The sequence below is a fragment of the Stenotrophomonas maltophilia genome (assembly GCF_001274595.1).
GTDB classification, from domain to species: Bacteria; Pseudomonadota; Gammaproteobacteria; order Xanthomonadales; family Xanthomonadaceae; genus Stenotrophomonas; species Stenotrophomonas forensis.
In genome coordinates, this window is record NZ_CP011010.1 from 1189750 (window position 1) to 1215889 (window position 26140).

Annotated in this window: 24 protein-coding genes; 10 read left to right on the plus strand and 14 right to left on the minus strand. The window is 66.7% G+C overall.

Annotated elements, in window-relative coordinates; genetic code table 11:
* The first annotated feature begins 10 nt into the window (after positions 1-10).
* Together VN11_RS05530 and VN11_RS22165 are read left to right on the plus strand one after the other, a co-directional pair.
* On the plus strand, positions 11-310 hold the full coding sequence (locus VN11_RS05530) for a hypothetical protein (RefSeq protein WP_148564937.1): 300 nt from the start codon (positions 11-13) through the stop codon (positions 308-310).
* Between the two features lie 481 nt (positions 311-791).
* Complete coding sequence (locus tag VN11_RS22165; protein WP_148564938.1) at positions 792-1067, plus strand: hypothetical protein; 276 nt, start codon at positions 792-794, stop codon at positions 1065-1067.
* A gap of 318 nt (positions 1068-1385) precedes the next feature.
* Here VN11_RS22165 and VN11_RS05535 read toward each other — a convergent pair whose 3' ends face one another.
* The 5 genes from VN11_RS05535 to VN11_RS05555 all read right to left on the minus strand — a co-directional run bounded on the left by VN11_RS05535 (position 1386) and on the right by VN11_RS05555 (position 6686).
* Positions 1386-2642, minus strand: a complete 1257-nt coding sequence (locus VN11_RS05535; RefSeq protein WP_008265245.1) for a cysteine desulfurase — start codon at positions 2640-2642, stop codon at positions 1386-1388.
* On the minus strand, positions 2639-3901 hold the full coding sequence (sufD, locus tag VN11_RS05540) for a Fe-S cluster assembly protein SufD (protein WP_053449040.1): 1263 nt from the start codon (positions 3899-3901) through the stop codon (positions 2639-2641). Before sufD ends, VN11_RS05535 begins: the two co-directional genes overlap by 4 nt.
* On the minus strand, positions 3901-4665 hold the full coding sequence (gene sufC / locus VN11_RS05545; RefSeq protein ID WP_053449041.1) for a Fe-S cluster assembly ATPase SufC: 765 nt from the start codon (positions 4663-4665) through the stop codon (positions 3901-3903). Before sufC ends, sufD begins: the two co-directional genes overlap by 1 nt.
* Before the next feature lie 72 nt (positions 4666-4737).
* Positions 4738-6213 carry a Fe-S cluster assembly protein SufB gene (sufB, locus tag VN11_RS05550; RefSeq protein ID WP_006423171.1) on the minus strand — a complete coding sequence of 492 codons (1476 nt, stop codon included), beginning with the start codon at positions 6211-6213 and terminating at the stop codon, positions 4738-4740.
* A gap of 17 nt (positions 6214-6230) precedes the next feature.
* Complete coding sequence (locus VN11_RS05555) at positions 6231-6686, minus strand: SUF system Fe-S cluster assembly regulator (RefSeq protein ID WP_008264567.1); 456 nt, start codon at positions 6684-6686, stop codon at positions 6231-6233.
* Positions 6687-6896: 210 nt separating this feature from the next.
* Between VN11_RS05555 and VN11_RS05560 the strand changes: the two genes are divergently transcribed.
* Positions 6897-7364 carry an SET domain-containing protein gene (locus tag VN11_RS05560; RefSeq protein WP_012479369.1) on the plus strand — a complete coding sequence of 156 codons (468 nt, stop codon included), beginning with the start codon at positions 6897-6899 and terminating at the stop codon, positions 7362-7364.
* Positions 7365-7539: 175 nt separating this feature from the next.
* The gene (locus VN11_RS05565) at positions 7540-8082 is read left to right on the plus strand and encodes a type 1 glutamine amidotransferase domain-containing protein (RefSeq protein WP_053449042.1); all 543 of its coding nucleotides are present in this window, start codon (positions 7540-7542) and stop codon (positions 8080-8082) included.
* Between the two features lie 38 nt (positions 8083-8120).
* Here VN11_RS05565 and VN11_RS05570 read toward each other — a convergent pair whose 3' ends face one another.
* The 4 genes from VN11_RS05570 to VN11_RS05585 form a co-directional block, all read right to left on the minus strand.
* Complete coding sequence (locus VN11_RS05570) at positions 8121-8717, minus strand: DUF1439 domain-containing protein (protein ID WP_008264782.1); 597 nt, start codon at positions 8715-8717, stop codon at positions 8121-8123.
* Between the two features lie 82 nt (positions 8718-8799).
* A complete protein-coding gene (locus VN11_RS05575) occupies positions 8800-9348 on the minus strand; it encodes a hypothetical protein (RefSeq protein WP_053449043.1) in 549 nt (182 codons plus the stop codon).
* 56 nt (positions 9349-9404) lie between these two features.
* Positions 9405-9713, minus strand: a complete 309-nt coding sequence (locus VN11_RS05580) for a DUF3861 family protein (RefSeq protein WP_053449044.1) — start codon at positions 9711-9713, stop codon at positions 9405-9407.
* Positions 9714-9966: 253 nt separating this feature from the next.
* Positions 9967-10365 carry an HU family DNA-binding protein gene (locus VN11_RS05585; RefSeq protein WP_008264591.1) on the minus strand — a complete coding sequence of 133 codons (399 nt, stop codon included), beginning with the start codon at positions 10363-10365 and terminating at the stop codon, positions 9967-9969.
* Positions 10366-10736: 371 nt separating this feature from the next.
* Between VN11_RS05585 and VN11_RS05590 the strand changes: the two genes are divergently transcribed.
* Positions 10737-11168: an OsmC family protein gene (locus VN11_RS05590; RefSeq protein WP_006423346.1), complete on the plus strand. Its 432-nt coding sequence runs from the start codon at positions 10737-10739 to the stop codon at positions 11166-11168.
* A gap of 94 nt (positions 11169-11262) precedes the next feature.
* On the opposite strand, the gene VN11_RS05595 is transcribed toward VN11_RS05590, so the two are convergent.
* Together VN11_RS05595 and VN11_RS05600 are read right to left on the minus strand one after the other, a co-directional pair.
* Positions 11263-12141, minus strand: coding sequence for a PhzF family phenazine biosynthesis protein (locus VN11_RS05595; RefSeq protein ID WP_053449045.1), 879 nt, complete (start codon positions 12139-12141; stop codon positions 11263-11265).
* A gap of 120 nt (positions 12142-12261) precedes the next feature.
* Positions 12262-13137 (minus strand): PhzF family phenazine biosynthesis protein, encoded by an 876-nt coding sequence (locus VN11_RS05600; RefSeq protein ID WP_053449046.1) that lies wholly within the window; start codon positions 13135-13137, stop codon positions 12262-12264.
* A gap of 75 nt (positions 13138-13212) precedes the next feature.
* Here VN11_RS05600 and VN11_RS05605 point away from each other — a divergent pair, with 75 nt between their 5' ends.
* The 3 genes from VN11_RS05605 to murD all read left to right on the plus strand — a co-directional run bounded on the left by VN11_RS05605 (position 13213) and on the right by murD (position 18626).
* Positions 13213-15807, plus strand: a complete 2595-nt coding sequence (locus tag VN11_RS05605; protein ID WP_008265224.1) for a bifunctional aspartate kinase/diaminopimelate decarboxylase — start codon at positions 13213-13215, stop codon at positions 15805-15807.
* A gap of 76 nt (positions 15808-15883) precedes the next feature.
* The gene (murL, locus tag VN11_RS05610; RefSeq protein WP_053449047.1) at positions 15884-17236 is read left to right on the plus strand and encodes a UDP-N-acetyl-alpha-D-muramoyl-L-alanyl-L-glutamate epimerase; all 1353 of its coding nucleotides are present in this window, start codon (positions 15884-15886) and stop codon (positions 17234-17236) included.
* On the plus strand, positions 17217-18626 hold the full coding sequence (gene murD / locus VN11_RS05615) for a UDP-N-acetylmuramoyl-L-alanine--D-glutamate ligase (protein ID WP_053449048.1): 1410 nt from the start codon (positions 17217-17219) through the stop codon (positions 18624-18626). The genes murL and murD overlap by 20 nt, the downstream gene beginning before the upstream one ends.
* A 60-nt stretch (positions 18627-18686) precedes the next feature.
* Here murD and VN11_RS05620 read toward each other — a convergent pair whose 3' ends face one another.
* Positions 18687-19280, minus strand: coding sequence for an SMI1/KNR4 family protein (locus VN11_RS05620; protein WP_053449049.1), 594 nt, complete (start codon positions 19278-19280; stop codon positions 18687-18689).
* Between the two features lie 131 nt (positions 19281-19411).
* Here VN11_RS05620 and VN11_RS05625 point away from each other — a divergent pair, with 131 nt between their 5' ends.
* Positions 19412-20197: a dienelactone hydrolase family protein gene (locus VN11_RS05625; protein WP_053449050.1), complete on the plus strand. Its 786-nt coding sequence runs from the start codon at positions 19412-19414 to the stop codon at positions 20195-20197.
* 76 nt (positions 20198-20273) lie between these two features.
* On the opposite strand, the gene VN11_RS05630 is transcribed toward VN11_RS05625, so the two are convergent.
* A complete protein-coding gene (locus tag VN11_RS05630) occupies positions 20274-21272 on the minus strand; it encodes a polyprenyl synthetase family protein (RefSeq protein ID WP_053449051.1) in 999 nt (332 codons plus the stop codon).
* A 214-nt stretch (positions 21273-21486) separates the two neighbouring features.
* On the opposite strand from VN11_RS05630, the gene VN11_RS05635 reads away from it, so the two are divergent.
* A complete protein-coding gene (locus tag VN11_RS05635) occupies positions 21487-23100 on the plus strand; it encodes an alpha-glucosidase family protein (RefSeq protein ID WP_053449052.1) in 1614 nt (537 codons plus the stop codon).
* Positions 23101-23365: 265 nt separating this feature from the next.
* On the opposite strand, the gene VN11_RS05640 is transcribed toward VN11_RS05635, so the two are convergent.
* A complete protein-coding gene (locus VN11_RS05640; protein ID WP_053451256.1) occupies positions 23366-26122 on the minus strand; it encodes a TonB-dependent receptor in 2757 nt (918 codons plus the stop codon).
* Between the last annotated feature and the right edge of the window lie 18 nt (positions 26123-26140).

Below are 26140 nucleotides of genomic sequence, written 5' to 3' on the forward strand. Positions count from 1 at the left end.
GAGGGACTAGGTGACGGGCATTATTGAGAGCTATCCTGTCTGCTCTTCCGTCATTCTGGGAGGCATGTGGATGAATGGATTTGCGGCGCACCGGATGCTGCTGAAGATGGAGCGGAAGCGGCCGGAAGTGCTTGAGGCGGTCGGCATCATCAGGGTTGACTGGTGGTTTCGGTGCCTGCGCGGGATTGGATTGCTTGCGCTTTCCGGCAAAGGTCTGATGATCACGCGGGGTGAGCGGTGGGTGCTGAGGGGTGTTGTCGCGACCTACGTGTTCTTGGTGGCCTGCGGCATCTCGATGCTTGTTGGGTGATGGAAAATATCGCCAGGGGTGTCGATGATGTCGGGTGCGCGCATGCGAGGAACCCTGTGCTCGATGCGTGGGTCCGTGGCTGTTAGCAGGGCTTTCGCAGGCTGAGTGTTCGCATAGCTCCACCAACAGAAAGACGCCGCAATTCCCTGTGGCGTTTGCATTTATCCCGTGATGTGGCCGCCTGGTACCCACTGGAAACATTGCGGGAAAGAAGTTCTCGCAACGGGCTCAACTGGGAGCGTACCGGAGGCCGGGACGATTTATGGCGCAGCAATCGTCGTCAATGCCAGCACGCTCAAGCTGGCGGCCGCCTCACGTCCGATCGCTCGCGGAATGGCAGATGGGTGGAGCGACTTCACCTTCATGGTGTCAATAATGGGAGAACTCCGATTCTGCATAATAATCTTGAATCTGCAGGCCGCGGTGAGGCTGCTGATCTTGTATTGTTTGATCCTCGGTGGATAAGGAAACAGGTGCCCCGGTGAGTGCTGCTGATGAAGTGAAGTCCGCTGCTGCCTGCCTGCGGATGTTGCTGGAATCCGAACCTGCTTCTGCGGAACAAGTCTCTGCTTGGTATACGAGGGCCGAGGCGCTTAAGCGAACCCTTCAGTCAAGCGTTTGTGGAATAGATGTCCCGCATTTGATATGGCATTATCTTGATGATGCTGATATCCGTTTCCGGGATGGATCCTATGCGCAAGATCAGATATTGGCAGTCGAAAAGATTGTGGAGGAGTGGGGTGGGGGCGTGAGTTGAGATAATTAGTTGATGTCTTCATTTTTTTGTAGCTTCAAGGCGTGGGCGCTCCAGTGGGATGAACGGTGAGGCTGAGGGGCGTCGTGATGATGTACTTGTTCTTGATTGCCTGCGGGGTACCCAGGCTTTCTGGCGTGTAGAAGGCGGTGCCTCAAGGCCATTGATGATGGATGGATCGGCATTGCCGGGAAATTGCCAGTTCCTGGCATCACTTCAGCGTTTCTCAGTCACGCCTCTGCTTGCCTGCGTCCAAGGCGCAACAAAAAACGCCGCAGTTTCCTGCGGCGTTTGCATCTATCCCGAGCTTCGCCAGGAATCTCAGCCCAGCAACTTCCGCACCTTCGTCAGCGCAGTCATGAACCGCTCGATCTCGGCGTGCGTGTTGTAGAACGCCAGCGACGCACGGCAGGTAGCGGCTACGCCAAAGTACTGCAGCAGCGGATGCGCGCAGTGCTGGCCGGAGCGCACGGCTACGCCTTCCAGATCCAGCAGGGTGGCCAGATCGTGGGCATGCGCGCCATCGATCAGGAACGAGACCACCGCGGCCTTCTCCGGCGCTTCGCCGATGATGCGCAGGCCGTCGACGCGGCGCAGCTCTTCGGTGAAGTGCGCCAGCAGTTCGGCCTCCCGTGCTTCCACGTTCTCCTGGCCCAGCTGCTGCAGGTAGTCGGCGGCCACGCCCAGGCCGATGAAGCCGGCGATGTTCGGGGTGCCGGCTTCGAACTTGTGCGGGGCATCGTTGAACACGGTGCCGTCGAAGCTGACTTCCTTGATCATTTCGCCGCCACCGAGGAACGGCGGCATCGCGTCCAGGTGCTCGCGGCGCGCCCACAGTGCGCCGGTGCCGGTCGGGCCACACATCTTGTGGCCGGTGATGGCGTAGAAGTCACAACCGATCGCGGCCACGTCCACCTTGCGGTGCGGCACGGCCTGCGAGCCATCGACCACGGTGATGATGCCGCGCTTGCGCGCTTCGCGGCAGATCTCGCGCACCGGATTGACCGTGCCCAGCACGTTGGAGACGTGGGTGACCGCCAGCAGCTTGACCTCGGGGGTCATCGCTGCGCGCAGCGCATCCAGGTCCAGTGCGCCGTCGGGGGTGATCTCGGCCACGCGGATGGTCGCGCCGGTACGCTGGGCGACCAGCTGCCACGGCACGATGTTGGCGTGGTGCTCCATGCGCGACACCAGGATCACGTCACCGGCCTTCAGCCGCGGCAGCGCCCACGAGTAGGCCACCAGGTTGATGGCGAAGGTGGTGCCGCTGCACAGCACCAGATCGCTGGGGCGCACGTTGAGGAAGCGCGCCAGCTTGTTGCGCGCACCTTCGTAGGCGTCGGTGGCTTCGCTGCCCAGTGCATGCACCGCGCGGCTGACGTTGGCGTTGTAGCGGCGGTAGAACTCGTCCACCGCGCCGATCACCTGCACCGGCTTCTGTCCGGTGTTGGCGTTGTCGAAATAGACCAGCGGCTTGCCATGCACTTCGCGCATCAACAGCGGGAAGTCGAGGCGGACGCGGTCCCAGTCGGGGGCGCCGGTGCGTTCTTCGATCGGGCGCGGCGTGGACAGGTTCATGCCACACCCGCCTCGACCAGCGCCTTGTCCAGGCGGCGTGCCAGCTGCTCGCGCAGTGCTTCCGGCAGGATCTTCAGCGGTTCATGGCAGAACGCGGCGCTCAGCAGCGCCTGCGCCTGGGCCTGCGGCAGCCCGCGCGAGCGCAGGTAGAACAGCGCGTTGGCATCGAGCTGGCCGACGGTCGCGCCATGCGCGGCCTTCACTTCATCGGCGTCGATCACCAGCGTCGGCTGGGTGTCGATCTCGGCGTCGGCCGACAGCAGCAGGTTCTTGTTGGACAGGTTCGCGTCGGTGCCGTCGGCGCCTTCGCGGATCTGGATGCCACCGTGGAACACCACGCGGCTGCGGTTGGCGGCAACGCCGCGCCACAGCAGTTCGCAGGCAGTATCGCGCGCGATGTGGTCGATGCCCAGGCGGGTCTCGACGTGGCGGCGGCCGTTGCCGAGCAGCACGCCGTTGGCGGTCAGCTGGGCGTTGTCGCCTTCCAGGCGCACGTTCAGTTCATGGCGGCTGAGCGCGGCACCCAGTTCCAGATCGACGCGGTGGTACTGCGCATCGCGGGCCAGCACCGCGTCGGTGCGCAGGAAGCTGGTCTGGCGCGCGCTGCCGGCCTGCACGCGGGCGTGCTTGAGCACGGCATCGCGGGCGACGTGGGCGTGCAGCACGGTGTTGTCGAGGTGGGCCGAATCACCCACGCTGAAGCGATGCTCGACCACGCCCAGGCTGGCGCCGGTGCGCAGTTCGATCAGGTGGCGGTGGTGCCAGGCCAGGTCGGTATCGCCGGCCACGCTGGCGAACACCAGCTGCAGCGGCACGTCCACCTGCACGCCTTCGTCCACACGCAGCACCACGCCTTCATCGGCCAGGGCGGCGTTGAGGCGGGCGAAGATCTCTTCGCTGCGCTCGTAGCGGCGGCCGAGGAAACGCACCGCATCCTCGCCGTCGGCCAGCGCGGCCGACAGCGGCTGCAGCTGCACGCCGGCCGGCAGCGCCTGCACGTCGCTCAGCGCGGCATCGAGGCGACCGTTGACGAACACCAGGCGCGGCGCCGGGATGTCCTCCAACAGCGAGGCGTCCAGCGCCGGGCCCTGCAGCGGCGCCGCAGCGAACGCACGGCGTTCCAGCTGGCGCAGCGAGGTGTACTTCCAGGCTTCGTTGCGGGCGGCCGGCAGGCCGTCGCGCAGGGCCGCGTCCAGCACTTCGCGGCGCGCATCGCTGCCGCAGAAGGCCTGGGCCATCGAGTCGAGCAGCGCGCTCATCAGACCGCCGCCTCGCGCACCACACGATCCTTGAGGAAATCGTAGCCGTGCGCTTCCAGTTCCAGGGCCAGTTCCGGGCCACCGCTCTTGACGATGCGGCCATCGGCCAGCACGTGCACCACGTCCGGCTTGATGTAGTCCAGCAGGCGCTGGTAGTGGGTGATGACCAGGAACGAGCGGTCGGCGGCGCGCAGCGCGTTGACGCCGTCGGCCACGCTCTTCAGCGCGTCGATGTCCAGGCCCGAATCGGTTTCGTCGAGGATCGCCAGCTTCGGCTCCAGCACGGCCAGCTGGAAGATCTCGTTGCGCTTCTTCTCGCCACCGGAGAAGCCTTCGTTGACGCCACGGTGCAGCAGTTCGTCCTTCAGGTGCAGCACGGCCAGCTTCTGCCGCACCAGCTTGAGGAACTGCATCGAATCGAGTTCCTCTTCGCCGCGCGCCTTGCGCTGGGCGTTCAGCGCGGCGCGCAGGAAGTAGGTGTTGTTCACGCCCGGGATTTCCACCGGGTACTGGAACGCCAGGAACAGGCCGGCAGCGGCGCGCGCTTCCGGATCCTGATCCAGCAGGTCGGTGCCTTCAAACTGCACGCTGCCTTCGGTCACTTCGTAGCCGTCGCGGCCGGCCAGGACATTGCCCAGGGTGGACTTGCCGGCGCCATTGGGGCCCATGATGGCGTGCACCTGGCCGGGCTTCACTTCCAGCGAGAGGCCCTTGAGGATTTCCTTGTCGCCGATGCGGGCGTGGAGGTTTTCGATCTTCAGCATGGTGGGGTTTCCGTGGGGCGGGCCGCAGCCCGCCGGTAAAGAGAATGCGTTTGCGAGGAGCGGGGCGGGCGGTCAGCCCACCGAGCCTTCCAGCGAGACTTCCAGCAGCTTCTTGGCTTCCACTGCGAATTCCATCGGCAGCTCGCGGAACACCTGCTTGCAGAAGCCGTCGACGATCATCGACACCGCGTCTTCCTGGCTGATGCCACGGGCGCGGCAGTAGAACAGCTGGTCGTCGGAGATTTTGGAGGTGGTGGCCTCGTGCTCGACGGTGGCGCCCGGGTTCTTCACCTCGATGTAGGGGAAGGTGTGGGCACCGCACTGCTTGCCGATCAGCAGCGAATCGCACTGGGTGTAGTTGCGCGCGCCATCGGCGTTGCGGTCGACCTTGACCAGCCCGCGGTAGGTGTTCTGGCCGCGGCCGGCGCTGATGCCCTTGCTGACGATCTTGCTCTTGGTGCGCTTGCCGACGTGGATCATCTTGGTGCCGGTGTCGGCCTGCTGGCGGTGGTGGGTCAGGGCCACCGAGTGGAACTCGCCCACCGAGTCGTCGCCCAGCAGCACGCAGGACGGGTACTTCCAGGTGATCGCCGAGCCGGTCTCGACCTGGGTCCAGGTGACCTTGCTGCGCGCGCCGCGGCATTCGGCACGCTTGGTGACGAAGTTGTAGATGCCGCCGACGCCGTTCTCGTCGCCCGGGTACCAGTTCTGCACGGTGGAGTACTTGATCTCCGCGTCTTCCAGCGCCACCAGCTCGACCACGGCGGCGTGCAGCTGGTTCTCATCGCGCATCGGCGCGGTGCAGCCTTCCAGGTAGGACACGTAGGCCTTGTCTTCGCACACGATCAGGGTGCGCTCGAACTGGCCGGTGTGGCCGGCGTTGATGCGGAAGTAGGTGCTCAGTTCCATCGGGCAGCGCACGCCCTTGGGAATGAACACGAAGCTGCCATCGGAGAACACCGCCGAGTTGAGCGCGGCGAAGTAGTTGTCGCCCACCGGCACCACGGTGCCCAGGTACTGACGCACCAGTTCCGGGTGTTCCTTGATGGCCTCGGACATCGAGCAGAAGATGATGCCCTTCTCGGCCAGTTCCTTGCGGAAGGTGGTCCCGACGGACACCGAGTCGAACACCGCGTCCACCGCCACGCCGGCCAGCTTGGCGCGCTCGTGCAGTGGCACGCCCAGCTTGTCGTAGGTGTCGAGCAGTTCCTTGGGCACGTCATCCAGCGAGGCGTACTTCGGGCCCTTCGGCGCGGAGTAGTAGCTGAGCGCCTGCAGGTCGATCGGGGCGATCTCCAGCTTGGCCCAGTCCGGCATCGGCATGGTCAGGAAGTGGCGGTAGGCGTCCAGGCGCCACTGCGTCATCCACTCCGGCTCTTCCTTCTTGGCCGACAGGGCACGGATGGTGTCCTCGTCCAGGCCCGGCGGCAGGGAGTCCGACTCGATCTCGGTGATGAATCCGGCCGAATACTTGCGGCCGAGCTGCTCGTGGATCTCGCGGTTGGGGGTGTCGTCGTGGGCGACGTTTTCGATGGTTTCGGTGGCCATGGGGGGCTGCCTACGGATCAGGAGACGACGTCGACAGCGATGGTGCGGCGCTGTTCGTCATCGGCAAGGGGGAGGGGGGGCAGGATCTGCGCAAGGGTGACGTCGCGCAGGGCCTCGGAGACCACGTCGTTGATCAGCCGCCAGCTGCTGCGTGCACCGCATTTGGGCGCCATGCCGCACTGGTGGTGGTCGTGGCTGCATTCGGTCAGGGCCAGCGGCCCTTCCATTGCCTCGACCACTTCGAACAGCGAGATCTCGAGGGCCGGGCGGGTCAGGCGGTAGCCACCGCGGACACCGCGCAGGCCCTCGACCAGGCCGGCCTGGGCCAGCGGCTTGAGCACCTTGCTGACGGTGGGCGGCTCCAGACCGGTGAATTCGGCCAGCTCGGTGGCACTGAGCACCTCGCCCGGACGGGCGGCAAGCACGGTCAGCACGACGGTGGCGTAATCGGTGAGTTTGGTGACGCGCAACATGGGGATGCGAGTGGTTCTTAAAGCGGACTGAAATTGTACGCTTTTATTCGCCGCCATCCAAGCCGGGCATTCAGCCGGCGCTGGGGCCAGGCCGGGAGGGAGACACCGGGGCCGTTGCCAGGGCGCAATGCTGCGCCAATGGGGTGATTTTCGCAATCACCCGGAATGGGCGAGAATCCCCGCTCCATTCGCTGCAAACAGCCCGTGCCGATGCCGAAGAAGATCCAAGCCCGCAAGTCCGCCATCCATGGCAACGGCGTGTTCGCCGTGGCCCCGATCAAGCAGGGCGAGCGCGTGATCCAGTACAAGGGCCTGCTGCGCAGCCACGGCGACGTTGATGCCGATGACAGCGGCGACGTCGAAAGCGGCCATACCTTCCTGTTCACCCTCAACGATGACTGGGTGATCGATGCCAACTACAAGGGCAACGACGCACGCTGGATCAACCACAGCTGCGACCCGAACTGCGAGGCGGTGATCGAGGAGGACGAGGACGGCGACAGCCGTGGCGACAAGGTATTCATCGAGGCCCTGCGCGATATCAAGGCCGGCGAAGAGCTGACCTACAACTACGGGATCACCCTGGCCGAGCGCCACACCGCGAAGCTGAAGAAGATCTGGGAGTGCCGCTGCGGTTCGCCCAAGTGCACCGGCACCATGCTGCAGCCCAAGCGCTGACCGGGTCTGTAGAGTCGAGCCATGCTCGACTGCTTCTGCCGTTGCCCGCGGCCCGGTGGAGTCGAGCGTGGCTCGACTCTACAGGGGGCCTCTCCACCTGCCGTGCACGGTCGGGTCACCGCCGTTCAATGGCTCCTCACGCACGCTGTCCGCTCCTTTCGATGGAGCATCCGACATGGCTCAGCGTCTCAGCGGCAAGCAGATTGCCATCCTTGCCACGCACGGCTTCGAACAGTCCGAACTGACCGAACCCAAGCGCCTCCTGGAGGCGGAAGGCGCACGCGTCAGCGTGGTATCGCCTGCGAAGGAGGCGACCATCAAGGGCTGGAAAGACAAGGACTGGGGTGGCGTGGTGGCGGTAGACCTGCCGCTGGACGAGGCCGATGCCGGCCGCTTTGATGCCGTGGTGCTGCCCGGTGGCGTCATCAATCCGGACACGCTGCGCACCGACGAGGCGGCGCTGGGTTTCATCCGCAGCGTCGCCGAGGCCGGCAAGCCCGTTGCCGCCATCTGCCATGGTCCGTGGCTGTTGATCAACAGCGGCCTGGCCGATGGACGCGAGCTGACGTCGTGGCCATCCCTGCAGCAGGACCTCGCCAATGCCGGCGCCAAGTGGCGCAACGCCGAGGTCGTGGTGGATGGCAATGTCATCACCAGCCGCAAGCCGGACGACATTCCGGCTTTCAGCGAGGCAGTAGTGAAAGCGCTGGTGGCGTGATGATTGACGAGGGTGCCGGCCAGCGGCCGGCACTACCCTTACTTGCCGAGGATGCCGGCCGGCACCAGGTTGCCCAGATTCTGGTTGAAGGTAACCACCAGCTTGCCGTTCTTCACCTGCGCCGACTGCACCTGCAGCGCGCCCAGCACGCCGGCCATGGCCGGGTCCAGCTTGTAGATGGGCTCGCGCTGGGCGTAGTCGCTCAGCCAGGCATTGAGCAGGCCGCGGGTGCGCGAGTCGAGACGGCCACCCTGGTTGGCCGGGGTGAAGTCATCCACGCTCGGCTGCTGCAGGTGGAAGCCCTGGGTCTGCGCGTCATAGCGCAGGCCGCTGCTGAGCTTCACCGTGCCCAGCTTGGCCGGGTTGCCGCCGGCGGTGGCCAGTGCCACGTCCATGCCCAGGTTCAAGCGTTCGCCGGCCGGAAGGCTCAGCTGCGGGTGGCTCATGGTCAGGGCGATCAGGCCGCCCAGCGCGTCCTGGGTGCGCGGAAAGCTGCCGTCGAGGTACTGCTGCACGTCGCTGGCACCCACCGACAGTTCGCGGCCGGAAATGGAGGGGGCGGCCTGCGCACCGATCGCGGCAGCGATCAGCACAGTGGAGGCGGCGAGGCGGGTCATCAGGGAACGCAGGCGCATGGCAGTGACCGGTGGCTCTGGAATGGATGGGAGAAAGAGTAGCCGCGCCGGCTGAATCGTGCGTGCATGCGGCTGCAACGGTTCAGTCCAGCGTTGGCTGCAGGTGCGCCGACTGGATCTGCCAGGCGCGACCGTCGCTGCTGGGCTGCACGCGGTACCAGCCGCTGAAATGGAAGGTGCCGTTGGCGGTGACCGCACGCACCTGCACCGGCACCTCCAGCAGCTGAGCGGGCTGTGCCGGGCTGCGGGCAATCGGCGTGCTGCTGCGCAGGTGAAGCGTGCGTACATCCTGCAGCTGGCGCAGCGCGGCGTCGTCGGCATGCCGGGCATCGCCGGGTGGGAAGGTCCATGCCGCATCACTGGCGCGGCGATCGCGATTGAGCAGTGCGCGCACGTAGCGGTTGAGCATCACCGAGGGCGGCTCGGCATCGGGGGCCACCGCAGCGAACAGCGGGTCGACCGAAGGCGACTGCGCAGCCGGTGGGTCGCCGCCGGGCACTGCCGTTGGCGACACGTTCGACGGCTGATCGGTGCTGGCCGGTATCACGGCAGGTGTCGCATCCGGTGTGGCTGCCGGCCGCGAACAGCCCAGCAGCGCCAGGGGCGCAATCAACAACAGGATACAGCGCATGCCTGCCTCCTCCCCGAGGCAACCGTGAGAGCGCCAGTGTATCGAGTGCGCGGCGGTCAGCGTGAGGAAGGCAGCTGGTCCAGCGCGTCCAGTGCCGGCAGCACCTGTGCGGCGATGGCTGCCAGCGCGTGGCCGTCGGTCGCGGCGTGACGCTGCACGATGTCGCGCAGCAGCTGGCTGGCGATCACCAGGGTGGCGCGCTCGTCGCCGCTGATGCCGGCCGTACGCGGTGCAGCTTCCAGCAGGCGCATCAGGTCGCGGCTGGCGCGGTGTTCCAGTTCGATGGTGCAGCGCCCGGTGCACTGCAACCCGTCCTTTTCGATGGGGGTCACCGAGATCCGGTAGCGGGTGGAGGGGCTGGCCATGAGGGGTGCTCGCCGTAGCTGTGGAGGATGTGCCCACGATAGGCAAGCCCGCGGCCGACGGCGACGGCCGGCGCTGCACGCAGTGTTCCACCCGGTACGTTCCGGGCCTGGACCCGACCGCGCCCGGTCAATGACGACGGGCCTGAGCGCGTATTTCCCGGGATCCGGCAACGCTGTGTTGCGGCCGCGGGCGCGGGCAAAAAAAACGGGACGGCCAGAGCCGTCCCGTCGGAGTCCGCGTCGGGGCGCGCGCTTACAGCGCGGCGTCCTTCAGCTTCTTCAGCGGACGCACCTTCAGCTTGGTGGTGGCCGGCTTGGCAGCGAACCACTGCTCTTCCTTGGTGAACGGGTTGATGCCCTTGCGCTTCGGCTTGGCCGCCACGTTGACGGTGGTGATCTTCAGCAGGCCCGGCAGGGTGAAGGAGCCTGCGCCCTTCTTGTGCACCGAGGAGGCGACGGCGCTTTCCAGCGAGGCCAGCACAGCGCGGACGTCCTTGGCGACGACGCCGGAGGCTTCAGCGATGTGTGCAACCAGGCCGGACTTGGTCAGCACTTCCTTGATCGGCTTCGGAGCGGCCGGCTTGGCGGCTGCCTTCGTAGCGACTTTCTTCACTGCCTTCTTCGGGGCAGCCTTCTTAGCGGTCTTTGCCATGGTTTCCTGTTCCGTGAACGGTTGGTTGTTTGGTCGGCGCCGAACCCCGTCGGCAAGCGCAATGTAGGGCAACTCTCGGGCGCCGCCAATAGCCCGAAGCGCGGAAAGTGCATGTTTTTTCATATCCAGGCCGATTCAGTACATGGCCGGTGGCGGGGAATGGGGCCGTCCTGGCGTGCCGGGTGGGCGCTTCCCGATCACCGGGGGGGTGTGCGAAACCACTGAAAACAAGGGGAAAATGCAGGTCGGGCTGGTGAGGAAGTGTCCAGTTGCCCGGTTTCCGGCGGACGATTGGCATGCGGCGGAGCGACGCAGGGATAACGCGGTCCATGCGAGGGTGGCCGTTCATCACCGCCACGCAGGAGCAGCATATGGGAATCTCGCGACACGCCACCGCGCACTGGGAAGGCGATCTGAAGTCGGGCAAGGGACTGTTGAGCACGCCGCAGAGTGGGCTGCTGGACAAGACCCGCTACGGCTTCAACAGCCGTTTTGGCGACGAGAAAGGGACCAATCCGGAAGAACTGATCGCCGCCGCGCATGCCGGCTGTTTCACCATGGCGCTGTCGGCCAAGCTGGGCGAAGCGGGCTTCACCCCGACCTCGCTGGACACCGAAGCCAAGGTCGATCTGTCGCTGGAAGGCGGCCCGCAGCTGTCGCAGATCCGGCTGAAGGTGAAGGCAGTGGTGCCGGGCATCGACGCCGCACAGTTCCGTGCCATCGCCGATGACGCCAAGCAGAACTGCCCGGTGTCCAAGGCGCTGAGCGCAGTGCCGATCAGTCTGGAAGCCGAGCTGGGCTGAGAATTCGCGGGCTGGGAGGGTTGCGGTAGTGCCGGCCGCTGGCCGGCAACCGCATGATGTCAAGGTCCAGGTAACAGCCGGCCAGCGGCCGGCTCTACCAATCAATGGTGCCGGCAATCACCGTCTGCACCTGGCCCCCCGACCAGACCTCGCCGTCTTCATCGACCCGCAGGGTCAGGCGCGCATCGTGGCCGACTTCGCGGCCTTGGCTGACTTCGAACGGTGCGCGGCCACGCGGCAGCGCATCGCGCAGATCCAGCCATGCCGCCAGCACCGCGTTGGCGGCGCCCGAGGCCGCATCCTCGAAGCGCCGGCCGTTGCCGACGAAGGCGCGCACGGCCAGATCGAATCCCTCGTTGCCATCGCTGAATGCATAGGCAAACACGCCCATGCTGTCGGTGGATTCGGCCAGCGCGGCCACCGCATCCCACTCCGGATGCAGGGCGCGCAACGCGGCTTCATCGGCCACCTGCACCACCCACCAGCTGCGCCCGCCCTGCATGCGGGCCGGCGGCAGCGCGCCCAGCGGCCAGCCCTTCAGCGCGGCCTGCAGGCGGGGATCGCTGGCTTCGGTGGTCTCGGCCAGCTGTGCCCGTGGGGTACGGATGGCGATGCGCTGCTGCGCGCCTTCGCCGCTGACGCGCAGGGGCAGGGCACCCGCGATGCCGTCCTGCACCAGCACGCCGTCGACCGGCGCGGCCAGGCCTGCCTGCAGCACCGCATGCGCGGTACCGACGCTGGGATGGCCGGCGAACGGCACTTCCTTCTGCGGGCTGAACATGCGCAGCCGGTAGCTGGTGCCTGCCGCCTGCGCCGGAAACACGAAGGTGGTCTCGGGCAGGCGAGTCCAGCGTGCGATGGCCTGCATGCTGGCATCGTCGAGGCCTTCGGCATCGAGCACCACGGCCAACGGATTGCCGGCGCCGGCACGCGGGGAGAACACATCCAGCTGCAGGAAACGTCGTGCGGACATCAGGCAGGAACTCCAGTAAACAGGCGGCATAGGGTAGCGCGGCACACGAAAAAGGGGACGGAGGGAATCAAGTCGCTTGTGCCACAAACGACTTGATTCCCTCCGTCCCCTCTTTCGGCGTTACCAGCTGATCTGGCCGTCGATCACCGGCTGCACCTGGCCGCCGATCCACACCGTGCTGTCGGCATCCACGCGGACATGGACGCGGCCGTCGCGGCCGACTTCGCGGCCCTGGCTGGCGACATAGGCGCCGCTGCCGCCGGGCAGCACGACGCGCTCGCGCAACCAAGCACCGATCAGCGCATTGGCGCTGCCGGTGACCGGGTCCTCGGGCACGTTCACCGCATCGCCGGGGCAGAACGCGCGCACGACGCGGGCATGGTCCGTTGCGGCTTCGTCGGCGAATACCGCGACGCCGGTTGCGCCAGTGGCATTGGTCCAGTCGCGCAGGGCGGCCATGTCCGGGGCCAGTCCGCGCACGGCGGCGGCGTCGCGCAGCGGCAGCAGCCACCAGCGCGGGCCGTTGTCCCACAGTTCGGGCGCATGCCCGGCGGCTGCCAGCGCCAACAGCGGCCCGGGCACCTGGCCCGGGTCGGTCGGCAGGCGCTGTGCCGGCGGGCTGGCCAGTTCGATGGTCGGCGCCGCGGCCGCGCCACTCACCCGCACCGGCAGCAGGCCGGCCGCGCATTGCTGGACCAGCGCGCCGCCGTCGCGCGGCGTTGCCAGGCCGCAGGTGACTGCAGCCCAGGCCGCGCCCACGCTGGGGTGGCCGGCGAATGGCAGTTCGCTGTTCGGGGTGAAGATGCGGATGTGGTAGTCGGCGCCGGGGGCGCTGGGCGGCAGGAAGAACACCGTCTCGGACAGGTTCAGCCACGCGGCAAGGGCCTGCATGCGGGCGCTGGAGAGCCCATCGGCGCCCAGCACCACGCCCAGCGGATTGCCGCTGCCGGGGTGGGGGGCGAAGACATCGAGCTGCAGGTAGCGGAAGGCGGCCATCGGCGGGTCCATTGGGCTTAGAATCGAAGGTTCCGCCCCCTCGGGCGGCTCCCCCACATTACACATAGCCTATCCATGTCAGCTTCCCCCCTTGTCGATCGTTGGATCGTACTGAAGTTCGGCGGCACCTCGGTGTCGCGTCGCCACCGCTGGGACACGATCGGGAAGCTGGCGAAAAAACGTGCGGAAGAAACCGGTTCGCGCGTGCTGGTGGTGGTCTCGGCGCTGTCCGGGGTCACCAACGAACTGACCGCGATCGCCGACGGTGCGCCGGACAGCCGCGACCGCGTGGCGGCACTGGTCGAGCGCCACGAGGGCTTCCTGGTCGAGCTGGGCCTGGGCCGCGAGGTGCTGGCCGAGCGCCTGGCCGCGCTGCAGGGCCTGCTGGATGATCCGCGTGCGGCCACCCGCCCGCTGGACTGGCAGGCCGACGTGCTGGGCCAGGGCGAGCTGCTGTCCTCCACGCTGGGCGCGGCCTATCTGCACGCCTCGGGCCTGGACATGGGCTGGATGGATGCCCGCCAGTGGCTGGACGCGATGCCGCCGCAGCCGAACCAGAGCGACTGGTCGCAGCGGCTGTCGGTGAACTGCCAGTGGCGCGCGGACGCAGACTGGATGCAGCGCTTCCGCGCGCAGCCGACCCGCCTGCTGATCACCCAGGGCTTCATCTCGCGGCATGCCGACGGCGGTACCGCCATTCTCGGTCGCGGTGGCTCGGACACCTCGGCGGCGTACTTCGGCGCGTTGCTCGGCGCCAGCCGCGTGGAAATCTGGACCGACGTGCCGGGCATGTTCAGCGCCAACCCCAAGGATGTGCCGGACGCGCGCCTGCTGACCCGCCTGGACTATTACGAAGCACAGGAAATCGCCACCACCGGCGCCAAGGTGCTGCACCCGCGCTCGATCAAGCCCTGCCGTGACGCCGGCGTGCCGATGGCCATCCTCGATACCGAACGCCCGCAGCTGCCGGGTACCAGCATCGATGGCAGTGCGGCTCCGGTGCCGGGCGTGAAGGCGATCAGCCGCCGCAACGGCATCGTGCTGGTGTCGATGGAAGGCATCGGCATGTGGCAGCAGGTCGGCTTCCTGGCCGATGTGTTCAACCTGTTCAAGAAGCATGGCCTGTCGGTGGACCTGATCGGTTCGGCCGAGACCAACGTCACCGTGTCGCTGGACCCGTCCGAGAACCTGGTCAACACCGATGTGCTGGCCGCGCTGTCTGCCGACCTGTCGCAGATCTGCAAGGTGAAGGTGATCGTGCCGTGCGCGGCGATCACCCTGGTCGGCCGTGGAATGCGCTCGCTGCTGCACAAGCTGTCGGACGTGTGGGCCACCTTCGGCCGCGAGCGCGTGCACATGATCTCGCAGTCGTCCAATGACCTGAACCTGACCTTCGTCATCGACGAAGCCGATGCCGATGGCCTGCTGCCCATCCTGCATGCCGAGCTGATCGACAGCGGCGCGATGCCGGTGGAAGAGACCGAAGTGTTCGGCCCGCGCTGGCGCGAGATCGCCGGCACCGTGCGCCCGCGTGGCACGCCGTGGTGGCGCGGCCAGCGTGCGCACCTGCTGCAGCTGGCCGATGCCGGTACGCCGCGCTACGTCTACCACCTGCCGACGGTGCGCGCCCGCGCCCGCGCGTTGGCCGCGATCAAGCCGATCGACCAGCGCTACTACGCGATCAAGGCCAACAGCCACCCGGCCATCCTGCAGCTGCTGGAGGCGGAAGGCTTCGGCCTGGAATGTGTCTCGCACGGCGAGTTGAAGCATGTGTTCCAGCACCTGCCGGAGCTGTCGCCCAAGCGCGTGCTGTTCACCCCCAGCTTCTGCCCGCGCAGCGAGTACGAAGCGGCGTTTGCGCTGGGCGTGACCGTCACCGTCGACAACGTTGAAGCACTGCAGCGCTGGCCGGACCTGTTCCGCAACCGCGAGCTGTGGCTGCGCGTCGATCTCGGCCGTGGCGAAGGCCACCATGCCAAGGTCCGCACCGGCGGCAAGGACTCCAAGTTCGGCCTGCCGATCGCCCGCGTCGACGAGTTCGTGCGTGCGGCCACCGAGCTGGGCAGCCGCGTGGTCGGCCTGCATGCGCACCTGGGCAGCGGCGTGGAGACCGCGCAGCACTGGCGCCTGATGTGCGACGAGCTGGCCGGTTTCGCCCGTCGCATCGGCAGCGTGCAGACCATCGACATCGGCGGTGGCCTGCCGATTCCCTACAGTGATGAAGACGAACCGTTCGACCTGGACGCCTGGGCCGAGGGCCTGGCCGAGGTCAAGGCGCTGCACCCGGCGTTCCGCCTGGCGATCGAGCCGGGCCGCTACCTGGTGGCCGAATCCGGCGTGCTGCTGACCCATGCCACCCAGGTGGTGGAGAAGGACGGCGTGCGCCGCGTCGGCCTGGACGCCGGCATGAACACCCTGATGCGCCCGGCGCTGTACGACGCCTGGCATGACATCGAGAATCTCAGCCGCCAGGGCGGTTATGCCGAAGCCGCGTTCGATGTGGTCGGCCCGATCTGCGAATCCAGCGATGTGTTCGGCAAGCGCCGCAAGCTGCCGGTATCGACCGCACCGGACGATGTGATGCTGATCGCCGATGCCGGTGCCTACGGCTATGTGATGTCCAACACCTACAACCAGCGGGCGATGCCGCGCGAAGACGTGATCGAATGATCGCCACCCGCGCATTGCACCCGCCCACCGACACGCTCCGCGCCATCGCGCGGGCCCGTGCCTGACCGGATACACCATGACTGCTTTTGACAAACACCAGGTTTCCCGCTTCCGCTTCGTCCGCTGCGAATTCGCTGCGGATACCGGCGTGGCCAGGCTGGTCTACGCCTTTGATGACGGCCCGGAGATGGTGGAAACCATCACCGTGCCCGGCGCGCCGTTCGTGCTGGACGAGGCGCGTGCCGCTGCCGTGCAGCGCGCGCTGCAGTTGCTGCACCTGATTGCCGGTGTCAGCTACTACAAGGCGGGCGTGCCGGAGACGGTCAGCATCGACAGCTACGCCATCGATGCCGACACCGCGGCGCTGGTGGAGACGGTCTACCTCAACGGCCTGGGCGAATTCGCCTACCGCAACGGCCTGAACCTGCGCGGTCGCTTCCGCCTGCCGGTACAGGGCGAAGCGGTGCAGGCGCCGGCACTGGGCCTGCAGCCGCACGCGCTGGTGGCCATCGGTGGCGGCAAGGATTCGCTGGTCAGCATCGAAGCGCTGCGCCGTGCCGGCGTGGACGAGACGGTGACCTGGATCGGGGGCTCGCAGCTGATCCGCGCCTGTGCCGAGCGTACCGGCCTGCCGACGTTGAACCTGGGCCGTGCGCTGGCGCCGGAACTGTTCGAACTCAACCGCCAGGGCGCCTGGAACGGTCATATCCCGGTCACGGCGGTGAACTCGGCGATCATGGTGCTGGCCGCGCTGCTGCAGGGCGTGGACCAGGTGGTGTTTTCCAACGAACGCTCGGCCAGCTATGGCAGCCAGATTCCGGGCACCGGTGAAGTGAACCACCAGTGGTCCAAGGGCTGGGCATTCGAGCAGGCGTTCGGCAGCCATGTGCAGGCGCACGTTGCCGCGGACCTGCACTACTACTCGCTGCTGCGGCCGATGTCGGAGCTGGCGGTGGCCCGCCAGTTCGCCAAGACCGATTTCTACGACGCGCACTTCTCCAGCTGCAACCGCAACTTCCATATCCTCGGCGAGCGCCCGGTGAACCGCTGGTGCGGCGTCTGCCCGAAGTGCCACTTCGTGTTCCTGGCGCTGGCCCCGTTCATGCCGAAGACGCGCCTGGTGCGCATCTTCGGCCGCAACCTGCTGGATGATGCCGAGCAGGCCGGTGGCTTCGACGCGCTGCTGGAATTCCAGGACCACAAGCCGTTCGAGTGCGTGGGCGAAGGCCGCGAATCGCGTGCGGCGATGGCGACGCTGGCGCAGCGCCCGGAATGGAAGGAAGACGTGCTGGTGAAGCGCTTCTGCAACGAGATCCAGCCGCAGCTGGACGCCGCCGAACTGGAACTGGCGCCGCTGCTGCAGCTGCAGGGCGAGCATCGTGTCCCGGCCGCGCTGTGGGAACGGGTGCGTGAAGATTTCGAAGCTTGAGGGAAAGCGCGTTGCGCTGTGGGGCTGGGGTCGTGAGGGCCGTGCGGCGTTCGCCGTGCTGCGTGAGCGGTTGCCGTCGCTGCCGCTGAGCCTGTTCTGTCCGGCTGCTGAAGCCGAGGCCGCGCGTGCGGAAACGCAGGGCGCGCTGGAGGTGCGTGGTGAGCCGTCGGCTGAAGCGCTGGCAGCGTTCGATGTGGTGATCAAGTCGCCCGGCATCAGCCCTTACCAGCCGATCGCGCTGGCAGCGGCGGAGCAGGGCACGTCTTTCATCGGCGGCACCGCGCTGTGGTTTGCCGAACACGCGGCCGACGACGGCATCGTGCACGACACCGTGTGCGTGACCGGCACCAAGGGCAAGAGCACCACCACCGCGCTGGTCGCGCACCTGCTGCGCGCGGCGGGGCATCGCACCGGCCTGGTCGGCAACATCGGCCTGCCGCTGCTGGAAGTGCTGGACCCGCAGCCGGCGCCCGAGTACTGGGCCGTCGAGCTGTCCAGCTACCAGACCGGCGAAGTGGCGCGCAGTGGCGCCCATCCGCAGGTGGCGGTGGTGCTGAATCTGTTCCCGGAACACCTGGACTGGCACGGCAGCGAGCAGCGTTACATCGAAGACAAGCTGCGGCTGGTCACCGAAGCCGCGCCGCGCATCGCCGTGCTCAATGCCGCCGATCCGCACCTGGCCGCGCTGTCGCTGCCCGACAGCGAGGTGGTCTGGTTCAACCAGGCGCAGGGCTGGCACATGCGTGGCGATGTCGTGCATCGGGGCGAGCAGCCTGTGTTCGATACCCGCAACACGCCACTGCCGGGCCGGCACAACCGCGGCAACCTGTGCGCGGTGTTGGCCGCGCTGGAAGCCCTGGGACTGGACGCGGTGGCGCTGGCGCCGGCGGTACAGGATTTCCGCCCGCTGCCGAACCGCCTGCAGCGCATCGGCGTGGCCGATGGCCTGACCTACGTCAACGATTCGATCAGCACCACACCGCATGCCAGCCTGGCGGCGCTGGAGTGTTTCGCCGGCCAGCGCATCGCGCTGCTGGTGGGCGGGCACGACCGTGGCCTGGACTGGACCGATTTCATGCAGCACATGGCGCATGACGTGCCGCCGGTGGAAATCGTGACCATGGGCAGCAATGGCCCGCGCATCCACGCGATGCTGCAACCGCTGGCCGATACCGGTCGCTTCGGCCTGCACGCGGCCGCTGATCTGCCGGAGGCGATGGCGCTGGCACGCACGGCGCTGGGCGAGCAGGGCGGCGTGGTGCTGCTGTCGCCGGGCGCACCGAGCTTTGGTGCCTACCGTGATTACGTGGCGCGTGGCCGCCATTTCGCCGAACTGGCCGGCTTCGACCCGGACAGCATCAGCGCGATTCCGGGCCTGGGCATTGCTTGAAGGTAGTGCCGGCCGCTGGCCGGCAACCTCCGCAGAAATTCATCCACGCATGGCGTGGATCTACTGTTCGTCTTCGATGAACGCGTAGTCGCCGTCGATCAGCTGCTGCAGGTACGCATCGAAGCTGGACGCGATCACCGCGTAGCTGTCCGGGTCGTGCAGGTAGCGCACGACCTGGCCCACGCGGCCACCCGGCGCGGGATCGAAATCCAGGTACAGCATCGAGGTGCCGCCGTTGTTCATGCAGTGCGAGAAGCACAGGCGGCGACTCATCGGCAGGTCGGCATCGATGCCATCGCCGAGGATTTCCGGCTCGTCATCCAGCCATTCCTCGTAGATCGAGCGGATGCTGTCGTCCCACTGCTGCTGGTCTTCGAAGATCTGTGCGACTGAGCGCAGGTAGTACGGATAGCCGCCGTCTTCCACGTCCGAGCCGAGCATCAGTACACAGACCTCGCCACCGGGGTACTCGCGGAAGTGGGTGCCATCCACGCGCGACAGCAGTACCACCAGGCTGTCCGGCACCTGTGGCCATCGCGCGCGCAGGCGCTGCAGGTCGTCGGCGCTGGCGCCCCGGACATGGGCCCACTGGGGGGCGTCATCGGCAGCCAGGCGTGGGATCAGTCCGGACAGAAAGCGATCAGCAAGGTTCATGCAGAAAAAAGGGACGGAGGGGATTAAGTCGTATCCAACCACACCTGCGTCACGTCGCCAATGCAGAATGCGACGTGGGAGGGGTGAATACGGCTTAATCCCCTCCGTCCCCTTTTTTGCGGAGCAGGCGCATGAATCGTTGGCGATGCGGTGTGGCGGTGATGCTGGGGCTGGCGGCGATGCCGGCGTGGGCGGCGATGAAGACGCAGCCGGTGGAATGGAAGCACCAGGGTACGACCTTCAGTGGTGTGCTGGTCTATGACGATGGCGAGCACGACAAGCGCCCGGGCCTGGTGATGGTGCCGAACTGGAAAGGCGTGAACGAATCGGCGGTCGAGAAGGCCAAGCAGCTGGCCGGCGATGACTATGTGGTGCTGGTGGCCGATGTCTACGGCAAGGGCGTGCGGCCGAAGACCGATGCCGAGGCCGGCCCGGTGGCGACCAAGCTGCGCAACGACCGGCCCCTGCTGCGCGCACGCGCGTTGGAGGCATTGAACGTGCTCAAGGCACAGGCCGGCAAGGTGCCGCTGGATGCCAGCCGGATCGGTGCGGTGGGCTTCTGCTTCGGGGGCACCACGGTGCTGGAGCTGGCCCGTGCCGGTGCGCCGCTGGCCGGCGTGGTCAGCCTGCACGGCGGATTGGGTTCGCCACTGCCGGCACAGGCCGGTGGCAGCCACCCGTCGGTGCTGGTGCTCAACGGCGCCGACGACACCAGCGTGACCGCCGAGGACATCGCCGGTTTCCAGAAGGAAATGAACGCCGCCAAGGTCGACTGGGAATTCACCAACTACAGCGGCGCGGTGCACTGCTTCGCCGAGCGCGATGCCAACAGCCCGCCGGGCTGCCAATACAACGAACGGGCGGCAAAGCGGGCGTGGAAGGCGCTGGATGAGTTCTTCGAGGAACGTTTCCTGTAAAGAAAGGCGTGCCGACCAACGGTCGGCACCCACCCACAGCGGCGCTAGGTGCCGACCGTTGGTCGGCACGCCTGCATCAATGCGAGCGCTGCACCGCGTAGCGTGCGAGGCCACGCAGCGCGGCAACCGCATCGTTGTCGGCCAGGCCATCGAGCGCGCGCTCGGCGGCTTCGGCGTATTCCTCGGCACGGCGGCGGCTGTACTCAAGGCCACCGGTAGCACGGATCGCGGCCAGCACTTCCGGCATCGCCGAGGCATCGCCGTCCTGCACGATCGCGCGCAGGCGCTCGCGGGTGGCGTCATCGGAGTGGGCCATGGCGTGGATCAGCGGCAGCGTCGCCTTGCCTTCGGCCAGGTCATCACCGAGGTTCTTGCCCAGTTCGTCGGCGTTGGCCGAGTAGTCCAGCACGTCGTCGGCGATCTGGAAGGCGTAGCCCAGGTGCATGCCATAGTCGAACAGGGCCTGCTGGGTCGCTTCGTCCACACCGCTGGCCAGCGCACCCAGGCGGGTGCCGGCAGCGAACAGCACCGCGGTCTTGCGCTCGATCACGCGCAGGTAGGCGGCTTCGTCGGTATCTGGGTTGTGCACGTGCAGCAGCTGCAGCACTTCACCCTCGGCAATGCGGTTGGTGGCATCGGCCAGGATCTGCATCACCGGCATGCGCTCCAGTTCAACCATCAGCTGGAAGCTGCGCGAGTACAGGAAGTCGCCGACCAGCACGCTCGGCGCGTTGCCCCACAGTGCGTTGGCGGTGCGGCGGCCACGGCGCAGGTTGGATTCGTCCACCACGTCGTCATGCAGCAGGGTGGAGGTGTGGATGAACTCGATGATCGCCGCCAGCTGGTGGTGGTCCGGGCCAGCGTGGCCGACCGCGTGGCCGGCCAGCATCACCAGCATCGGGCGCAGGCGTTTGCCACCGGCGGAAATGATGTGGTCGGCGATCTGGTTGATCAGCACGACGTCCGAGGACAGGCGGCGCCGGATCAGGGCGTCGACGGCGGCCATGTCGGCCGCGGCAAGCGACTGGATCTGGGGCAGGCCCAGGGCGGGACGGGTGTCTTCGGTGATGGTCATGCGATCAGGCTTTCAGGCTCACCGCCGATTATAGGCGCTGGCTGTGAATTCGGGCGCAAACCGGGGCGGACGGCAGGCCTGGGCCGGCCCGGCCGGCTGCCTGCGTGAATACGTATGCAGGTTGCGCCATGCCGTGGAGGCCACCGCTAAGCTTGCCGGAACAGGATTTCGGCCCGCTTCCGGCGGGTCACGCATGCCCGGAGGGGGGCTGTCGATGTCGCACTATCCATGGTGGCGCGGAGCCGTCATCTACCAGATCTACCCGCGCAGCTACCTCGATGCCAACGGCGATGGGGTCGGCGACCTGCCAGGCATCATTGAGCGCCTGGACCACATCGCCACGCTGGGCGTGGACGCGATCTGGATCTCACCGTTCTTCAAGTCGCCGATGGCCGATTTCGGCTATGACATCGCCGACTACCGCGACGTCGATCCGCTGTTCGGCAGCCTGGACGACTTTGATCGCCTGCTGGCCAAGGCCCATGGCCTGGGCCTGAAGGTGATGATCGACCAGGTGCTGAGCCACACCTCGATCGAGCACGCCTGGTTCCGCGAGAGCCGCCAGGACCGCAGCAATCCCAAGGCGGACTGGTACGTATGGGCCGACCCGCGCGAGGACGGCACGCCGCCCAACAACTGGCTGTCGCTGTTCGGCGGCGGTGCCTGGCAGTGGGAGCCGCGCCGCGAGCAGTACTACCTGCACAACTTCCTGGTCGACCAGCCGGACCTGAACTTCCATCACCCGGACGTGCAGCAGGCGACCCTGGACAACGTGCGCTTCTGGCTGGATCGTGGCGTGGACGGCTTCCGCCTGGATGCGATCAACTTCTGCTTCCACGACGCGCAGCTGCGCGACAACCCGCCCAAGCCCGCCGACAAGCGGGTGGGCCGCGGCTTCAGCCCGGACAACCCGTACGCCTATCAGTACCACTACTTCAACAACACCCAGCCGGAGAACCTGCCGTTGCTGGAGCGCCTGCGCGCGCTGCTGGACGCGTACCCGGGCGCGGTCAGCCTGGGCGAGATCTCTTCGGAGGACTCGCTGGCGACCACCGCCGAGTACACCCGCGACGGCCGCCTGCACATGGGTTACAGCTTCGAGCTGCTGGTGGACGACTACAGCGCGGCCTACATCCGCGACACGGTCTCGCGCCTGGAAGCGGCGATGACCGAAGGCTGGCCGTGCTGGGCGGTTTCGAATCACGACGTGGAACGGGCGGTCAGCCGCTGGGGCGGCCATCCGGCCGACCCGCGCCTGGCGCGGATGCTGGTGGCGATGCTGTGCTCGCTGCGTGGCTCGGTCTGCCTGTACCAGGGCGAGGAGCTGGGCCTGGCCGAGGCCGAGGTGCCGTTCGAGGCCCTGCAGGACCCCTACGGCATCACCTTCTGGCCCAACTTCAAGGGGCGGGATGGCTGCCGCACCCCGCTGCCGTGGACCGACGCGCCGCTGGCCGGTTTCACCTCGGGCCAGCCCTGGCTGCCGATCCCGGCCGAGCACCGCGCCGCGGCGGTGGCGGTGCAGGAGCGCGACCCGCACTCGGTGCTGGCGGCGTTCCGGGCCTTCCTGGCCTGGCGGCGTGGCCAGCCGGCGCTCCTGCACGGCAGCATCCGATTCATCGAAAGTGCCGAGCCAGTGCTGCTGTTCGAGCGTATGCTTGCAGATGAAACCCTCCTGCTGGCCTTCAACCTGTCGGCCGAGGCGGTGAGCCATCCGCTGCCGCCGGGCAACTGGCAGCAGGTGGCGGTGCCGGGCCCGGATGCGGGCACGGTGCAGGGCAATGAACTCCAGCTGCCGCCGCGTGCGGTGTATTGCGCCCGACGCAGCTGACCGTTTTCTCCGGTGGCGGTACTTGCGGGGACGGGGCCGAAGCGCCCCGTCCCTTTTTTGTGGGTGGGATTGCGGTGAAGGGCATCCACGCATGGCGTGGAGCTACCGATGGGGGCGTCGCTGGGTAGATCCACGCCATGCGTGGATAGGCCTTGCCGACCAACTGCCGGCACTCATATAAAAGAAAACCCGCTGCCTGCACAGCGGGTTTGCGGTCCTGCTCCCCTTGTGTTGCCGGCCAGCGGCCGGCACTACCTTGGCCAGGTCAGAACTTGTAGTTCACGCCGAGCATGTAGGTGCGGCCCCACTCGATGTACTCCAGCGGGCGGTCCTTGCTGCCGGCATAGGTGCGGTACGGCTCGTTGGTCAGGTTGCTGCCCTGCAGCAGCAGGGTCAGGCCACGCAGGGCGCTGCTGTCGCTGAAGGTATAGCTCACCTGCGCATCGGTCACGTTCTCGCCCACCACGTAGCGCAGGGTGCGGTTGCCGTTGAAGTTGCCGATTTCACCGATGAAGTCCGAACGGCGGCGCTGGCTCACGCGTGCTTCAAAGCCACTGCGCTCGTAGTAGGCGGTGAAGTTGTAGACACGCTTGGACAGGCCCGGCAGGCTGATCGGATCGGAACCCACGCTGGATGCGCTCTCCGGATCCAGAATGGTGATGTCGCTCTTGTTGAAGGTCGCGCTGGCCTGCACGCCGAAGCCGCGCAGGTTGTCGGTCAGCATGTCCAGCGGGAACGACGCGGTCAGTTCGAGGCCCTTCAACGTGCCGCCCTTGCCATTCTGCGGGGTCGAGAACGTGCCGACGGTCTGTACCGGCGCGATCATGCCCGGCGGTGGTACGTAGTTGCCAAGCAGCCCACTGAAGTCGTAGTTGTCCACCGACTGGGTGTAGACGTAGCTCTTCAGGTCCTTGTAGAAAATGGCCGCAGCCACGTAGGCCTTCTCGCCGAAGTACTTCTCGTAGGACAGGTCCAGTGCGGTGGCACGCCACGGGTCCAGCAGCGGATTACCGCCGCTGCCACCGGGGCGGCCGTTGCTGGTATCCACACCGAATTCCAGGCCGGCACGCATCTGGTCCACGCGCGGGCGCGCGACCTGCTTGGCGGCGGCGAAGCGCAGTGTCTGCTGGTGCGGGAACATGAAGGCCAGGTTCAAGCTCGGCAGCCAGTCGTTGTACTTGCGGCCTGCGGAGTAGGGCTGGATGTTGCTGCCCGCCGGCTGCGAGTTGTCCCAGTAGCGCGAGTCCGAGCTCTGGTCGGTGTGCTGCATCTGCACGCCGATGTTGCCGCGCACGCCCACTTCGCCGATGTCGGTGTTGATGTTCAGGCGCGCCCAGGCGGTGGTGATCTTTTCCTGTACCGTCCACGACTTGGGAATCAGGTAGTCCAGATTGTCGACCGGATTGAAGGTCATGTAGCGCCCCACCGCAGCCGGCACATTCCATGATGGGATGTAGCCGATGCCGGCGAAGCCGAGATTGACCGGGCGATACTGCAGGTCCGAGGCGATGTTGGCATCGCCCTGTGCACCGAGCAGGATGTTGCCTTCGGACTGCGTCTTCACCTTGCGGCGGTCGGCGTAGTTCACGCCGATGTCGATATCCGGGGCCCATGAGGCGATGGCATCGGGCAGCGCAATCGTCGCGGCCAGCTTGCCTCCCTTCAGGCGGTCTTCTACCTTCGGAACCTTGCCGTAGCCGGAACCGTAGATGGTGTTGGTCAGGAACAACGCATCCGGGTTGGAGTAGTTCAGGCCCGGGCTGATCTGCGAGAAACCGTTCTGGCGGATCGATACACCAACCGTATCCAGCTGCGGCATCGGGGTCAGCTGCAGGTTGTTTTCCAGGTTCAGCTCATCGCGCGTGGCCTTGGAGTAGTTCAGGTCGGCGACCAGCTTGACGCCGCTGAAGTTGAACTCGTTGTTCCAGCCGAACGCATCGATCTTGTCCTTGCGCTTGTTGTACATGCCACGTACCAGTGGGTACACGCCGCTGGCGGTGCCGCCGGTGAACGAGCCATTCGCGTTGATCTGCGGGTTGCTGATCAGCAGGCCAGGCAGGTAGTTGCCGTTGTAGTTGCTCAGGTTGAGCTCGAACTGGTTGGCGGTGTCAATCTGCTCGGCTTCGGTGTGGAACGCATCGAAGGTGCTGGTCCAGCTGTTGTTCGGCCGGAACTGGATCGTGGCCATCACGCCGTCACGCTTGTTGTTGCCGGTGCGGCGCAGCGCCTTGATGCCATCGGAGAAGTAGGTGCCTGCGGTAACGCCGGGGCGCTTGCCATCATTGGTGAATTGGGTGGTCCACGGCTCGTACAGGCCGACCTGGTTTTCCTGGATCGGCATGTCGCTGTGCGCGTAGCCGATGGCGATGCCCAGGGTCTTGTCCAGGAACTGGTCGATGTAGCTGGCGCTGAAGCGGTTGCCATACGGGTCGACGTTGGCGGCGCGGCCCAGCGAACTCTTCTGGTAGCGGCCACTGACTGCGATCACGCGTTCGCCGAAGCTGAGCGGGCGTGCGGTCTGCATGTCGATGGTGCCCGACAGGCCCTGGCCGACCAGCGCGGCATCCGGGGTCTTGTACACGGTCACGCCGTTGACCAGTTCGGACGGGTACTGGTCGAACTCGACGCCGCGGTTGTCGCCGGTGCTGACCACTTCACGGCCGTTGAGCAGGGTGGTGGCGAAGTCCGGTGACAGGCCGCGCACGCTGATTACCTGCGCACGGCCGGCCACGCGCTGGGCGGCCAGGCCGGGCAGGCGCGAAATGGATTCGGCGATGCTGACGTCGGGCAGCTTGCCGATGTCTTCGGCGGAGATCGCTTCGACCACCGAGGTGGCGTCCTGCTTGACCGCGATCGCGCTCTCGATGCCGCGGCGGATGCCGGTGACCTGCACCGTATCCAGGTTGGTGGCGGCGGTGGCGGCCGGCGTGGTGGTGCTCTGCGTGGACTGTGCCGACGCCAGCGTCGGCGCCAGCACAACGGCCAGCGCGAGACTCAGCGCACTGCGCTTGTGGTTCAACATTTTCCCCTCCCAGGCAAT